General features: G+C 69.6%; 12 protein-coding genes. 9 read left to right on the plus strand and 3 right to left on the minus strand.

What is annotated here, in order from left to right; all coding sequences use genetic code 11:
* Genes C516_RS0108535 through C516_RS0108545 form a run of 3 tightly spaced genes read right to left on the minus strand, consistent with a single transcriptional unit; the run spans nt 1 to nt 4631 of the window.
* On the minus strand, nt 1–1539 hold the full coding sequence (locus C516_RS0108535; protein ID WP_018717954.1) for a monovalent cation/H+ antiporter subunit D: 1539 nt from the start codon (nt 1537–1539) through the stop codon (nt 1–3).
* A complete protein-coding gene (locus C516_RS0108540) occupies nt 1536–1859 on the minus strand; it encodes a Na+/H+ antiporter subunit C (RefSeq protein ID WP_018717955.1) in 324 nt (107 codons plus the stop codon). The genes C516_RS0108535 and C516_RS0108540 overlap by 4 nt, the downstream gene beginning before the upstream one ends.
* A 3-nt stretch (nt 1860–1862) precedes the next feature.
* Entirely contained in the window at nt 1863–4631 is a 2769-nt protein-coding gene (locus tag C516_RS0108545) for a monovalent cation/H+ antiporter subunit A (RefSeq protein ID WP_018717956.1), read from the minus strand.
* A gap of 254 nt (nt 4632–4885) precedes the next feature.
* Here C516_RS0108545 and C516_RS0108550 point away from each other — a divergent pair, with 254 nt between their 5' ends.
* From C516_RS0108550 to C516_RS0108590, 9 genes are all read left to right on the plus strand, one after another.
* A complete protein-coding gene (locus C516_RS0108550; RefSeq protein WP_018717957.1) occupies nt 4886–7138 on the plus strand; it encodes a DUF1631 family protein in 2253 nt (750 codons plus the stop codon).
* A complete protein-coding gene (locus C516_RS19065; protein WP_018717958.1) occupies nt 7135–7926 on the plus strand; it encodes a lysophospholipid acyltransferase family protein in 792 nt (263 codons plus the stop codon). The genes C516_RS0108550 and C516_RS19065 overlap by 4 nt, the downstream gene beginning before the upstream one ends.
* Nucleotides 7927–8001: 75 nt before the next feature.
* Nucleotides 8002–8691, plus strand: a complete 690-nt coding sequence (gene phoB / locus C516_RS0108560; RefSeq protein WP_018717959.1) for a phosphate regulon transcriptional regulator PhoB — start codon at nt 8002–8004, stop codon at nt 8689–8691.
* A 19-nt stretch (nt 8692–8710) separates the two neighbouring features.
* Entirely contained in the window at nt 8711–10027 is a 1317-nt protein-coding gene (gene phoR, locus C516_RS0108565) for a phosphate regulon sensor histidine kinase PhoR (RefSeq protein ID WP_018717960.1), read from the plus strand.
* A gap of 253 nt (nt 10028–10280) precedes the next feature.
* Complete coding sequence (locus tag C516_RS0108570) at nt 10281–10661, plus strand: metalloregulator ArsR/SmtB family transcription factor (RefSeq protein ID WP_018717961.1); 381 nt, start codon at nt 10281–10283, stop codon at nt 10659–10661.
* A gap of 18 nt (nt 10662–10679) precedes the next feature.
* Nucleotides 10680–11108 (plus strand): arsenate reductase ArsC, encoded by a 429-nt coding sequence (locus C516_RS0108575; RefSeq protein ID WP_018717962.1) that lies wholly within the window; start codon nt 10680–10682, stop codon nt 11106–11108.
* On the plus strand, nt 11098–11814 hold the full coding sequence (gene arsH, locus C516_RS0108580) for an arsenical resistance protein ArsH (RefSeq protein ID WP_018717963.1): 717 nt from the start codon (nt 11098–11100) through the stop codon (nt 11812–11814). Before C516_RS0108575 ends, arsH begins: the two co-directional genes overlap by 11 nt.
* 76 nt (nt 11815–11890) lie before the next feature.
* The gene (gene arsB, locus C516_RS0108585; protein ID WP_084594147.1) at nt 11891–12940 is read left to right on the plus strand and encodes an ACR3 family arsenite efflux transporter; all 1050 of its coding nucleotides are present in this window, start codon (nt 11891–11893) and stop codon (nt 12938–12940) included.
* Nucleotides 12941–13154: 214 nt separating this feature from the next.
* A complete protein-coding gene (locus C516_RS0108590) occupies nt 13155–14174 on the plus strand; it encodes a PstS family phosphate ABC transporter substrate-binding protein (RefSeq protein ID WP_018717965.1) in 1020 nt (339 codons plus the stop codon).
* Nucleotides 14175–14268: the final 94 nt, after the last annotated feature.

Genomic DNA, 14268 nt, shown 5'->3' on the forward strand with positions numbered 1-14268 from the left:
TCACGCCCCCTCGTCGTGGTGGCCGGGGCTGGTCTGCCGGCCGGCGTCCATGACGGCCTGCGTGTACGCCCCCGGGCCGTGGAGGAGATCACCCGCGGTGGCCTTGGTGTAGCCGCTGATCGGCCCGGCGAACACCGTCATCGCCACCACCAGGGCCACGCAGATCCCGGCGGGCACGTAGGCGGCCATGTTCGGGGCGGTGACCGGCCCCGCCGGCGGCTCGTCCTTCCAGAACAGGGCGCTGCCCGCGCGGCTCAACGCCACCACGGTGAACAGGCTGCCGGCGAGCACCACCGGCCATACCAGTGTCGTGGGCGAGACGCCCGCCACGGACTGGAGTATCAGGGTCTTGCCGAGGAAGCCGGAGAGCGGTGGCAGGCCGGCCACGGCCACCGCGAGGGCGGTGAAGAGCAGGCCTAGGGTGGCCCAGCCGCCGGGGCGGGGTGCCGGCTCGAAACGGTCGCCCGAGTCCCCGCGGAACTCGCCGAGAACGCCGGCGAGCAGGAACATCCCGGCCGTGGCGATGGTGCTGTGGAGAAGGTAGTACAGACCGCCGCCGATGGACGCCGGAGTGAATACCGCGATGCCGACGACCATGGTGCCCACGGAGGTGAGCATGGCGTAGGCGACGAGCCGCCGCAGGCCGGCAGCGGCGAGTGAGCCGGTCATCCCGATGACGATGGTGGCGAGCGCGGCGCCGAGCAGCCAGGGGCCGATGGCCTCCACCGCCGCCGAGGCCGGGGCGTCGAAGACCACCGTGTATACCCGCAGGATGGCGTAGACGCCGATCTTGGTCATGATCGCGAACAGCGCCGCCACCGGCGTGGTGGCGCCGGCATAGGCGTCCGGCAGCCACAGCGACAGCGGTACCAGCGCGGCCTTGATCGCGAACACCGTGACCAGAAGGAAGGCACTGGCGTAGAGCAGGCCCCGGTCCGCCGGGGCGACCTCGGCGACCCGGCCGGCGAGGTCGGCGATGTTGAGTGAGCCGGCCACGGCGTACAGCGTGCCCACCCCGACGAGGAACAGCGCCGATCCCACCAGGTTGATCACCACGTACTTCACCGCCGCGCGGGTGCGGCCCGGCCCGTGGCCGTGGAGCAGCAGGCCGTAGGACGCGATCAGCAGGATCTCGAAGAACACGAACAGGTTGAAGATGTCCCCGGTGAGGAACGCCCCGTAGATGCCCATGAGCTGGAACTGGTAGAGCGCATGGAACAACCGCCCGCGCCGGTCCGTGCCCTGGATCGCCTGCAGCAGCGCGATCATGGCGATTACGGCGGTGAGCAGCACCATCAGCGCGCTCAGGCGGTCGAGCACGAGCACGATACCGTAGGGCGCCGGCCAGTCGCCGAGGGCGTAGGCGATCGCCGAGCCGTCGCTGACTGCGGTGACAGCCACGATCGCCGTCACCAGTCCGGCGGCGGTGGCGGTCACCGAGAGCACACGCTGGACGAACAGCGGCGCGCCGGCGATCAGCACCAGCACGAAGCCGGCGAACGCCGCGATGAGCACGGGCAGTATGGGCAGGTGTGTCATTCGCGTCCGTCCACGTGGTCGCTGCCGAGCTCGCGCCGGGCCTTGAGCGCGAGCACGAGTACGAAGGCGGTCATGGCGAAGCCGATGACGATGGCGGTGAGCACCAGCGCCTGGGGCAGCGGATCGGTGTAGGCCTTTGTGCCCTCATGGACGATCGGCGGCGCGTTGATCGCGAGCCGCCCGGTGCTGACCAGGAACAGGTTCACCGCGTAGGAGAGCAGCGTCAGCCCCAGAATGACCGGGAACGTGCGCGCCCGCAGCGTCAGGTAGATACCGGCGGCGGTGACCACGCCGATACCGCTGGCGATGAGGATCTCCATGAGCTAGCGCCCCTCCACCGGCGGCTGCTGTTTGCCGAACTGCGAGAGCATGAGCACCACCGAGCCGACCACGGTCAGGAACACGCCGAGGTCGAAGGCCACGGCGCTGGCGATCTCGAAGTCCCCGACCACTGGCCAGTTCACGTGGGAGAACGTGCTGGTGAGGAAGGGCACGTCGAACAGCCAGCTCGCCAGGCCGGTGAACCCGGCGGTGAGCAGGCCGGCGCCGATCATCGGGAAGTAGTTGCCGGTCAGGCGCTGCTCGGTCCAGTGCACGCCGCTCGCCATGTACTGGGTGACCATCGCCACGGCGGCGATCAGCCCGGCGATGAACCCCCCGCCGGGCTGGTTGTGGCCGCGCAGGAACACGTACACGGTGACCACGGCGAGCAGCGGCAGCATCACCCTGGAGCCGATCAGCAGCATCCTTGGGTGGCGGGCCTCGGTGTCCGCGCTCGCCATGGTGTGGGCCTCGTCACGGATCAGCGCGTAGACACACAGTGCGGCGATGCCGAGCACGGTGATCTCGCCGAAGGTATCGAAGCCGCGGAAGTCGACGAGGATGACGTTGACCACGTTGTGGCCGCCGCCGCCGGGCACGCTGGTCTCGAGGAAGTAGCGCGAGATCGAGTCCAGCGGCCGGGTCATCGCGGCATAGGCCAGCGCGGCGATGCCACCGCCGCCGGCGACCGCCAGGACACCGTCGCGCCAGCGCCGTCCCGGGCTGCTCTCGTGTGGGGTCTCCTTGGGCAGGACATTGAGCGCGAGCAGCAGCAGCACCGTGGAGACCACCTCCACCGAGAGCTGTGTGAGGGCGAGGTCCGGCGCGCTGATATAGATGAAGGTCAGCGCTGAGAGCAGGCCGACCACGCCGGTGGCCACCAGCGCCAGAAAACGGTCGTGGTGACGCAGCGCGACCACGACCGTGGCGATAACGCCCATCAGCCAGACCGCGACCGCGGGCAGCGGCGCCGGGGTGAGCGCGCGGCTCCCCGCGTCCAGCCCGCCGGTGATGCCGCCTGCCGCGGCCATCACCACGGCGGTGCCGATTACCAGCACGACGTTGCGCTGGACGCTGCCGTCGTCGAGCCAGGCGGTGAGCCGGCGGCTCGCCGCGATGGCGCCGGCGAGCACCGACTCGAAACACCCCTTGCCCGTGAACGCCGGGAAGGTCCGCTCGTGCCAGCGCTCGGCGGCGTCCCGCTGGTAATAGAGCGCCACGGCACCCGCCAGCGCGAGCACGCTCATCACCAACGGGACGTTGAAGCCGTGCCACAGGGCCAGGCTGAATGGCTCCGGCGCCTGGAGCAGCACGCCGCCGGCGGCGGTGGCGAGGACCGTGCTGATCGCCAGCGAGGGGACCACGCCGACGACCACGCAGATCAGGATCAGGATCTCCACGGGTACGCGCATGTAGCGCGGCGGCTCGTGGGGGTGGCGGGGCAGGGCGCCGGTCTCGTCGCCGAAGAACACGTCGTGGACGAAGCGCAGCGAGTAGGCCGCGCTCAGCAGGCCGCCGATGGTGGCGAACACCGGCAGCAGCCAGCCGATCCCGCCTAGGCGCTCACTCTCCACCACCACCTCGGTGAAGAACATCTCCTTGGACAGGAAGCCGTTGAACAGGGGCACGCCGGCCATGGAGGCTGCGGCGATGGCCGCGAGCCACATCGTCACCGGCATGTAGTGGCGCAGGCCGCCGAGCTTGCGGATGTCGCGGGTGCCGGTCTCGTGATCGATGATGCCCGCGGACATGAACAGCGACGCCTTGAACGTCGCGTGGTTGATGATGTGGAAAACGCCGGCGATCACGCCCGCCTGGGTGTTGAGCCCGAACAGCAGGGTGATCAGCCCGAGGTGGCTGATCGTGGAGTAGGCGAGCAGCCCCTTGAGGTCGTCCTTGAACAGCGCGCCGTAGGCGCCGAAGACCATGGTCGCCAGCCCGATCACCGTAACCAGCACGAACCACTCCTCGGTGCCCGAGAGCGCGGGATAGAGCCGGGCGATGAGAAACACGCCGGCCTTTACCATGGTGGCGGAGTGCAGGTAGGCGCTGACCGGCGTAGGCGCCGCCATGGCATGGGGCAGCCAGAAGTGGAAGGGCACCTGGGCGGACTTGGTGAACGCCCCGAGCAGTACCAGCCCCAGGATCGGGAGGTACAGCGGGCTCGCGGTGATGGTATCGCCGGCGGCGAGGATGGCCTGGAGCTGGTAGCTGCCGACCACGTGTCCGAGCAGGATCGCCGCAGCGAGCAGGCACAGTCCGCCGGCGCCGGTCACCGCCAATGCCATGCGCGCGCCCTGGCGCGCGTCCGCGCGGTGGCGCCAGTAGCCGATGAGCAGGAACGAGCTGATGCTGGTGAGTTCCCAGAACACCACCAGCAGCAGGATGTTGTCCGAGAGCACGATGCCAAGCATCGCCCCCATGAACGCCAGCAGCATCGCGTAGAAACGACCCATGGGGTCGTCCTCGCTGAGGTAGTAGCGCGCGTAGAGTATGATGAGCAGCCCGATGCCGAGGATGAGGCCGGCGAACAGCAGCCCGAAGCCATCGAGGAAGAAGGCCAGGTTCAGCCCCAGTGCGGGCATCCACGGCCAGCTCGCCTCGACCACGCCGCCTTCGAAGACCGTTGGTGCCATCCCGGCCAGCAGCACCAGTGCCAGCGCGGTGGGGGTCGCGGCGGCCCACGCACTGGCGGTGCGTCCGGCGCGTACCAGCACGGGTGGCAGTACAATGCCCGCCAGCGGTAGCAACACGATCAACAGGAGCTTCATGTCGTCTCTCTATGCCAACGGTCCCGGTACCCGCCCCGGCGCGTACCGCAACACCCCCTGGCGCCGGCGGTGCTGCCGGCGAGTGCGCGGCGCGGGGCGTTTCGGGGTCGGCGGCAGTCTAGCAGAACTCATCCCCGGCGGCACGAGGGTGACGGAGTGTCGACGTGTGCGCCCTTTCTCGGTCAAAGTGATGTATAAACGGTGGAATGGGTGCCGGGATTGCGTCCCAGGGGGCTCAGCACGATGGGAGGGTTATGAACGCCGATGACAAGGTCGTGTACCTGAGGGACGGGCACCGCCAGCGCGTCTCCGAGGTCGTGCAGGACCTGCGCCATCTCGCCACCGAACGTCTGGTGCGCACCGCGACCCGGACCCTCGACCGGAGCGACGACGTCCTCTTCGAGCGCGCCGAGCGCGCCACAGAGGCAGAGACCCAGGAGGCCTACTTCCAGGCCATGCGCGAGCTCCGCCTGCAGCGGCGGCTCGTGGTCGCGCATTTCCGCGAGACCCTGGAATGGCTGTTCACCGGCCTCGCCCGCCATCGTCCCACCCCGCTGCGCCCGCGCGCGGGTGCCGGCGCTGCCGACGGCGAGGACCTCGCCCTCATGGATGACCGCCGCCTCGAGGAGGAGGTCGCCATCGAGTCGGCGACTACCCGCCTGCGTGGCCGTCACGGCGTGTTCGTCGGCAGCGTCGACGCGCGCCTGCGCGACCTGCTCGACATCGACGATCTTCCCTCGGACGCCAGCCCGTTCCATCCCCACACGGTCGTGCTGGCCTTCTCCCTGGCGATGCAGGACGTGGACATCGCCCTCAATCCACGCCTGATCCTCTACAAGCTCTTCGAGCGCACCCTCGATCTGGAGTTGCCCCGCGTGCTCAAGGCCGTTGACGCCAAGCTCGAGGCGGCGGGGGCACGGGCGGACAAGCGCGACCGCGCGGAGCAGCCGGAGGACGAGACCCCGGAGGAGACGCGGGATGCCGCGGAGCCGGCTCAGCCGACGCCGCCGGACGCCGGTGACGATGACGCCGACGACGATCGTGGTGTCGCCGAGCTGCTCTACCGCCTGATGCGCCGCATGAAACACCAGGTCCGCCCCGCGGTAGTGCCGGGCGGTGGCGGTGCACCCGGCGGGCCGGGCGGCGGTTCCGGTTCTGGCGGCGGTCCCGCGGCCGGCCCCGGCGGATCCGGTGCCGGCGGAGTCACCGGCGGCGGTATCGCGGATCGCCGGGTCGTCCTGCGCGCACTCTCGGCGCTGCAGCAGGAGGTGCTCGGCAGCGAGGAGACGGACCCGGAGCGGATCAAGGCCCGGGTCAATCACTGGCTGGACGAGCACGGGCACGCGACCGCGCTCGATGCATCGGTGGACGACGTCATCGACCTGGTGAGCATGCTCTTCGACAACCTGCTTGCCGATCCGCGCCTGGCGCCCTCGCTGCGGGTGGTGATAGCGCGGCTGCAGATCCCCGTGCTGCGGGTGGCACTGCGCGACCGCAAGCTCTTCAGCCAGCCCGAGCACCCCGCCCGCCGCCTGATCAACGAGCTCGCCGGCGCCGCCACGGGCTGGACCGAGCCCCAGGACCTGGACACCGATCCGCTCTACTGCAAGGTGGTGGAGGTGGTCGAGCGCGTGGTCACCCGCTACCAGGACGACGTTCGTGTCTTCGACGTCGCGCTCCGGGACATACGCTATTTCGTCGAGCGCGAGCAGGAGCGTGCCCGGGTCATCGAGCAGCGTACCCGCCAGACCGCCGAGGGCAACCTGCGCGTGGAGATCGCCCGCGAGGCGGTCCAGTCGGCGGTGGAGGAGCGACTCGGCCAGCAGCGAGTACCGGCGGTGGTGGTCCGGCTGCTCGAGGAGGCGTGGTTCCGGGTGCTGTTCATCACCGCCGTGCGCGAGGGCCGCGAGAGCGAGACGTGGCGGCGCCAGCTCACGGTCATGGACGAGCTGCTCTGGAGCGTGCGCCCGAAGCGCGACGCCGACGAGCGCCAGCGCATGCTCCAGCTCATGCCCCGGCTGCTCCAAGATCTCCGCGAGGGCCTGAACGGCATCATGTACAACCCCCACGAGATGACCCAGCTGTTCCGCGACCTGGAGTCGGTACACCTGCGTTGCCTGACACCCGGTGAGGACCCGGCCGGGGACGAGGGCGCCGACGAGCCCGCGCCCTCACGCAGCGCGGAGGCGCCGGCGGCGGCCGCGGGCTGGGGCCAGCGTCCACCCGACGCCGAGGACATGGCACGAGTGGAGTCCCTCGCGGTGGGAAGCTGGTTCGAGCTGCGCGACCACGATCCGGTGGTCCGCGCCAAGCTCTCCGCGCGTCTCGACGAGGGACGGCGTTACGTGTTCGTGAACCGTGCCGGTTTCCGCGTCGCCGAGTACGCGGCGGCGGAGATGGCCCGGGCGGTGCGTGATGCCGACGTGGTGGAGCTCGAGGAGGTGGCGGCGTTCGACCAGGCGCTGGAGCGTGTCATCGCCTCGCTGAGGGAGATCTACGCGGAATGAGACGACTGCTGCGGGTCGTCCTCGCCGGAGTGTACACGCTGATCGGCGGGGTCTGGATCGTTTCCGCGGTGGCGCTGGAGCGCCGCGCCGGCGTGCCGCCCCACGGGCTCGGCCGCTGGGCGCAGCGCCAGTGGTGCCGGGGCCTTTGCCGGCTGCTGGGTGCGCGGCTGGTCGTGCGCGGCGACCGCCCGGTGCCTGGACCGGTGCTACTGGTCTCCAACCACGTCTCGTGGCTGGATATCGTGTGCCTCGCCGCGCTCTGGCCGGTGGCCTTTCTGAGCAAGTCGGAGGTACGCCGCTGGCCGGTGATCGGGCAGGCGGCGACGGCGCTGGGGACGGTCTATATCGAGCGCGGGCGTCAGGCGGCCGCGGCGCGTGCGGTGGCGGCCATGCGCGATCGCCTGCATGCCGGTGCCCGCGTGCTCTTCTTCCCGGAGGGGACCACCGGTGACGGGCTCGGGGTGCGCCCGTTTCGCGCCCGGCTCTACCAGGCGGCCATTGATGCCGGTGCGCCGGTGCAGGCGGTGGCACTGCGTTACCATACCGACGACGGTCACGCCGAGGCCGTGCCCTTTACCGACGATCAGAGCCTAGTCACCAACCTCTGGCAGGTGGCGGGCTATCCCCGGCTGACCGTGACGGTGACGGTCGGGCCGCCCCGGACCACCGAAGAGCTCGGCCGCAGCGAACTCGCCCGCGCCACCTGCGAGGATGTCCGGAGAGGGCTTCGGTCCGGTGCGGCGGAGGAGGAGGCGGCGGCCCCGGAGGGCATACTGGAGCGTTCCTGAGACGGCGGGCTCCTGTCATGGTGCTGTCACCTTTTACGTGGATAATGCCGCGCGATCTCAGAGGATGGATGAGTTATGGCTGCGAGCATTCTGATCGTCGAGGACGAGGCACCGATCCGCGAGATGATCGCCATGGGCCTGGGCCGTGCCGGCTTCGAGGTCCGTCACGCCGAATCGGCGGAGGATGCCGAGGCGGCGATGCGCCTGGCGCGCCCGGATCTGGTCCTGCTGGACTGGATGCTGCCGGGCCAGAGCGGGCTCGATTTTGCCCGCGGGCTCAAGCGCCGTCCCGACTTCCGCGACATCCCCATCATCATGCTTACGGCCCGCGGCGAGGAGGAGGACCGTGTGCGCGGCCTCGACACCGGCGCGGACGACTACATCAGCAAGCCCTTCTCCCCGCGGGAGGTGATCGCGCGGATCAAGGCGGTGCTGCGCCGTACCCAGCCCACTGCCGGCGAGTCGCCGGTGGAGGTGGAGGGGCTGCGGCTCGATCCTGTCAGTCACCGGGTCAATGCGGGTGAGGACAGCGTGGAGCTGGGGCCCACCGAGTTCCGGCTGCTGCACTTCTTCATGACCCACCCGGAACGGGTGTTCACCCGCTCGCAGCTCCTCGACAACGTCTGGGGCACCAACGTCTACGTCGAGGAGCGCACCGTGGACGTCCACGTGCGTCGGCTGCGCAAGGGCCTGGAGCCCACCGGCCACGCCGGGTTGGTGCAGACGGTCCGGGGCACGGGCTACCGCTTCTCCGCCCAGGCGTGACCGTCCCGGCGCCGCCCCGATGATGCCGCGCAACCCCTGGCCGGAGGCCTGGCTGCAGGTGGCCCTGATGGTCGCGGGGGCGCTCGTCGTGGGTGCACTCGCCGGCCGTCCGTGGATGGTGCTGGCGCTGGTGCTGCTCGCCTGGATCGCGTGGCAGGGGCGTATGCTCATGCGCCTGGAGCGCTGGGTCCGCCAGGGCCGCCGGGTCCATCCGCCGCGGCTGGAGGGGGTCTGGGCGCATATCGCGGAGCTGCTGTTTCGCCGCCAGCGCGCCCAGGTCCGCCGTCGACGGCGTCTGGTCTCGCTGCTGCACCGCTTCAAGGCCTCCAGCGACGCCCTGCCGGACGCGGCCGTCGTTCTCCGTGCCGGTGGCGAGATGGAGTGGTGGAACCCGCAGGCGGCGCGCTACCTGGGGCTGCGCTGGCCGCTGGATCAGGGGCAGCGTGTCGCCAACCTCCTGCGTCATCCCGACTTCGCCGAATTCCTCGCCAATGGACAGACCCACGAGGCGGTGAAGATCCCCTCGCCGGTGGACGAGGAGCTCACCCTGGAGATCCGGATCGTGCCCTACGGCGAGGACCGGCGCCTGCTGCTGGCCCGCGACGTCACCCGCGTGCACCGCCTGGAGGTGATCCGGCGGGACTTCGTCGCCAACATCACCCACGAGCTGCGCACCCCGCTGACCGTGATCCAGGGCCTGTCCGAGACGCTGGCGGAGTTCGGCGGCGAGCCGGAGGAGATCAGCCGCTCGCTGGAGCTCATCGACCAGCAGACCCGGCGTATGGGACGGCTGATCGACGATCTGCTCCTGCTCTCCCGCCTGGAGACCGCTGACCGGCCCCGCGAGCCGCGGCAGGTGGACGTTGCCGCGATGCTCGAAGGCGTGGTGGAGGAGGCCCGGGCGCTCAGCGACGGGCGGCACGTCATCCACCTCACCGCGGATCCGGCCCTGGTGGTGGAGGGCGACGAGGGCGAGTTGCGCAGTGCGTTCAGCAATCTCGTGGTCAACGCGGTGAAGTACACCCCCGAGGGCGGGCACATCGACGTGCGCTGGCAGGAGGGCGCGGGCGGCGCCGGCCTGTGCGTCGCGGATACCGGGCCCGGCATCCCCGCCCACCACGTCCCGCGCCTCACCGAGCGCTTCTACCGCGTCGACGGTGGCCGCAGCCAGGCTTCCGGCGGCACCGGGCTGGGGCTCGCCATCGTCAAGCACGTGCTCTCGCGCCACGGTGCGCGGCTCGACATCCAGAGCCGGGTGGGCGAGGGCAGCACCTTCTGCTGCCTGTTTCCGGTCTACCGGCGGGTCCGTGCGGGGGCTGCCGAGCGCCGGCACTGACCGTTCACCGGTTCCGGCGCCGTGCATCCCTTGATGGCGCGGTTAACCCCGTGCCGTCCGGACGACCGGCCCCGCTGGCGTTCGCCGCCATGTCCCATCGGGCAGCGTCGTCACTGGCAGCCAGCGTGGCCCGGGTAATATATCTGTAATTGCGTATATACGAATATCCAAATATATTCCCGGGGTACAACCTCACGGACTGGCGTGCCGGATTGGCCGGTGGTGCTGTGCCGTGGGATATGGAGGTGAATGCATGGGGGAGCCGGCGACGGTAACCGGGGTCATGGACGGCGCCGCTTCGGCGTTTTTCCGGGCATTGGGTGACGAGACACGGTTACGGGCGGTCATGCTGCTGCATGCGGCCGGGGAGCTGTGCGTGTGCGAGCTGACCGCGGCGATCGGAGTCTCCCAGCCGAAGATGTCACGCCACCTGGCGTCGCTGCGTGAGGCCGGACTGGTACGCGATCGCCGCGAAGGGGCGTGGATCCATTACCGGATCGCCCCGTCCCTGCCCGCCTGGCAGCTGCGGGTGCTGGAGAGCACCGCTTGCGAGCTGGCGGCGCGGGCACCATTCACGGCCGACCGGGACCGCCTGGACGCCATGCCGGAGCGCCCGGGCGCGCGCTGTGGCTGAGCGGGGGGCCGTGGAATCGTGAAACGCCGCATTCTGTTCCTGTGCACCGGCAACGCCTGCCGCTCCCAGATGGCCGAGGGATGGGCCCGTCATCTCGGTGGTGAGCGTGTTGACGTGCGCTCCGCCGGCATCGAGGCCCACGGGCTGCACCCGCGGGCGGTGGAGGCGATGGCCGACGCCGGTGTGGATATCTCCGGGCAGGCCTCCCATCGGCTGACCGGCGAGGACCTGCAGTGGGCTGATCTTGTGGTCACCGTCTGCGGACACGCCGACGAGCATTGCCCGGTCCTGCCGCCGGGCACCCGACGGGTGCACTGGGCCGTGGACGACCCGGCCCGGGCCGATGGCGACGGGGACACGCTCCGGGCCATCTTTCACGCCTGCCGTGACGGAATCCGCGAGCGCGTGTCACGGCTTCTCAACGAGGGTGACGACGATGGCGCATGAAGACCTGCCCAATATCGACCCGGAGCTGTTCCGTGCGCCGGACCCCGCCGAGCTTGGCCTGAAGCCGGAGGTGACGCACCCGCCGCGTATCCTGCTGCTTTACGGCTCGCTGCGGGAACGCTCGTTCAGCCGGCTCGTGGTCGAGGAGGCGACGCGACTGCTCCGGGCCATGGGCGCGGAGCCGCGCATCTTCCACCCGAGCGGCCTGCCGCTGCCGGACGCCGGGGATGCGGCGCATCCGAAGGTCCAGGAGCTCCGCGACCTCGCCACCTGGGCGGAGGGCATGGTGTGGTGCTCGCCGGAGCGTCACGGGGCGATGACCGGCGTCATCAAGGCGCAGATCGACTGGATCCCGCTGTCGCTGGGCGCCGTGCGACCGACCCAGGGCAAGACCCTGGCGGTGATGGAGGTCAGCGGTGGCTCCCAGTCGTTCAACGCGGTCAACCAGCTCCGCGTGCTCGGGCGCTGGATGCGGATGCTCACCATCCCCAACCAGTCGTCGGTGCCGAAGGCCTTCATGGAGTTCGGGGACGACGATCGCATGAAACCGTCCCCGTACTACGACCGGATCGTCGACGTCATGGAAGAACTGGTGCGCTTCACCTGGCTGGTCCGGGACCGTGTCGGGGCACTCACCGACCGCTACTCCGAGCGTCGCGAGAGTGCTGACGCGCTCTCGGCGCGGGTCAATCAGCGCGCCCTGTGAGGCGCCGGGCAACAGGAGGGGCGCCTTGAACGCCGAGCAACAGACACAGACCGCCGCACCGGCCGTCAGCGAGGGGATGGGCGTATTCGAGCGTTTCCTCTCCGTGTGGGTGGCGCTGGCCATCGCGGCGGGGGTCGCCCTGGGCCAGTTTGCACCGGCGGTGCCCGAGGCCCTGGCGCGCTGGGAATATGCCCACGTGTCGATCCCCGTGGCGGTGCTGATCTGGGCGATGATCTTCCCGATGATGGCGCAGATCGATTTCACCGCGGTCATCGGCGTGCGCCACCAGCCCCGCGGGCTGATCATCACCACCACCGTGAACTGGCTGATCAAGCCGTTCACCATGTTCGCCATAGCGTGGTTATTCCTGAAGGTGGTCTTCGCGCCGCTCATCCCGGTGCCGCTGGCGAACGAATACCTCGCGGGCGCGATCCTGCTGGGGGCGGCGCCCTGCACGGCGATGGTGTTCGTCTGGAGCACGCTCACCCGCGGGGACGCCGCTTACACGCTGGTGCAGGTCGCGCTCAACGACCTCATCATGCTGTTCGCCTTTGCGCCCATCGTGGTGTTCCTGCTCGGGGTCTCCAGCATCCAGGTGCCCTGGGACACGGTGGCGCTGTCGGTGGTGCTGTACATCGTCATCCCGTTGTCCGCCGGCTATCTCACACGGCGGGCGCTTACCGCGCGGCGCGGCGGTGACTGGTACGAGCAGGTCTTCCTCGCCCGGATCGCCCCGGTGACCCCGGCGGGGCTGATCATTACCCTGGTGCTGCTGTTCGCCTTTCAGGGCGAGGTGATCCTGCGGGCGCCGCTGCACATCGCGCTTATCGCGGTGCCGCTGGTCGTGCAGACCTTCCTGATCTTCTTCCTTGCCTACGGCTGGGCGCGGGCCTGGCGGGTGCCGCACTGCGTGGCGGCGCCCGGTGCGATGATCGGGGCGAGCAATTTCTTCGAGCTCGCGGTGGCGGTGGCCATCGCGCTGTTCGGGCTGCAGTCGGGGGCGGCGCTGGCGACGGTGGTGGGCGTGCTCGTGGAGGTGCCGCTGATGCTCGCGCTGGTGCGCATCGCCAACGCCACCCGCGGGCACTTTCCTGCCCCCGTGGCGGCCGCCGGTCGGCGGGCGTGATCTGACGCATGGACCCGTCCGGGGTGCGCTGCTAGAGGGTGCGGTGCGGAGTCCGGGTGCGGGCTGCCATCGAACTTCAGCCTCGCGTTCACATGTTTGTCATTTTCCATGCCTAGACTTTGCGCCCAGTTGCCCGGCGGGAAAAACAGGCCGGGCCACGTTGCCAGGCCCCCGAACGGGGGATATCTGCCCGACGTCAACGAGGAGTTACCTGATGCAGACCTGGAAGAAGTCCGCCATCGCGGCTGCCGCCGTGATCACTCTGGGCGCTGGCGCTACCGGTGCGCAGGCGCGTGATCAGATCCGCATCGTCGGCTCGAGCACGGTCTATCCCTTCGCGAGCTACGTGGTCGAGGAGTTCGGTGCCACCACCGATTTCCCCACGCCGGTCATCGAGTCCACGGGCTCCGGCGGCGGCCTGAAGCTCTTCTGCGAGGGCGCCGGCGAGGATACCCCGGACATCACCAACGCCTCGCGCCGCATCAAGGTCAGCGAGTTCCAGCGCTGCCAGGACAACGGTGTGACCGAAATCACCGAGACGGTCATCGGTTACGATGGCATCGTCTTCGCCCAGTCCGCGGACGACGAGCCGATCAACCTGACCCGCGAGCAGCTGCTGTTGGCGACGGCCGCCAAGGTGCCGCAGGACGGCAAGCTGGTGGACAACCCCTACACCAACTGGAACCAGATTGACTCCAGCCTCCCGGACCGCGAGATCGTGATCTACGGCCCGCCGACCTCCTCCGGCACCCGCGACGCCTTCGAGGAGCTGGTCATGGAGGCCGCGTCCGAGGACATCGACGCCTACGGCGGCGGCTACACCGATATCCGCCAGGACGGCGCCTACGTGCCCTCCGGCGAGAACGACAACCTGATCGTCCAGAAGCTGGCCCAGAACACCGATGCGTTCGGCATCTTCGGCTACAGCTTCCTCGAGGAGAACACCGACAAGATCATGGGTGTCTCCATCGATGGCGTCGAGCCGGAGCCGGAGAAGATCTCCTCGGGTGACTACCCGGTCTCGCGCAGCCTGTACTTCTACATCAAGAACGCCCACGTCGGCCAGGTCCCGGGCATCCAGGAGTACGCCAACCTGTTCATGAGCAAGAAGATGATCAGCCGGGTCGGCTACCTCAAGGACCTTGGCCTGATCCCGCTGCCGAGCGCCGTGCAGGACAAGTACCGCGAGGTGGTGAAGAACCTCGAGCCGCTGAAGCTCTCCGAGCTCAAGTAACAGCGGTGAGCTGGAGCCGGGCGCTATCACCCTCGGTGGCAGTGCCCGGCGGCTGGAACCGGCCATCCCTGGGGTGGCCGGTTTCTTTGGTAGG

The organism is Arhodomonas aquaeolei DSM 8974, assembly GCF_000374645.1.
GTDB lineage: Bacteria > Pseudomonadota > Gammaproteobacteria > Nitrococcales > Nitrococcaceae > Arhodomonas > Arhodomonas aquaeolei.

Excerpts from the sequence above, each read along its gene's own strand:
- C516_RS0108540 (WP_018717955.1), bottom strand. The coding sequence starts at position 1,859 with ATGGAGATCCTCATCGCCAGCGGTATCGGCGTGGTCACCGCCGCCGGT.
- C516_RS0108550 (WP_018717957.1), top strand. The coding sequence starts at position 4,886 with ATGAACGCCGATGACAAGGTCGTGTACCTGAGGGACGGGCACCGCCAG.
- phoR (WP_018717960.1), top strand. The coding sequence starts at position 8,711 with ATGATGCCGCGCAACCCCTGGCCGGAGGCCTGGCTGCAGGTGGCCCTG.
- C516_RS0108570 (WP_018717961.1), top strand. The coding sequence starts at position 10,281 with ATGGGGGAGCCGGCGACGGTAACCGGGGTCATGGACGGCGCCGCTTCG.
- C516_RS0108590 (WP_018717965.1), top strand. The coding sequence starts at position 13,155 with ATGCAGACCTGGAAGAAGTCCGCCATCGCGGCTGCCGCCGTGATCACT.
- C516_RS19065 (WP_018717958.1), top strand. The coding sequence starts at position 7,135 with ATGAGACGACTGCTGCGGGTCGTCCTCGCCGGAGTGTACACGCTGATC.
- C516_RS0108545 (WP_018717956.1), bottom strand. The coding sequence starts at position 4,631 with ATGAAGCTCCTGTTGATCGTGTTGCTACCGCTGGCGGGCATTGTACTG.
- arsH (WP_018717963.1), top strand. The coding sequence starts at position 11,098 with ATGGCGCATGAAGACCTGCCCAATATCGACCCGGAGCTGTTCCGTGCG.
- phoB (WP_018717959.1), top strand. The coding sequence starts at position 8,002 with ATGGCTGCGAGCATTCTGATCGTCGAGGACGAGGCACCGATCCGCGAG.
- C516_RS0108535 (WP_018717954.1), bottom strand. The coding sequence starts at position 1,539 with ATGACACACCTGCCCATACTGCCCGTGCTCATCGCGGCGTTCGCCGGC.
- arsB (WP_084594147.1), top strand. The coding sequence starts at position 11,891 with ATGGGCGTATTCGAGCGTTTCCTCTCCGTGTGGGTGGCGCTGGCCATC.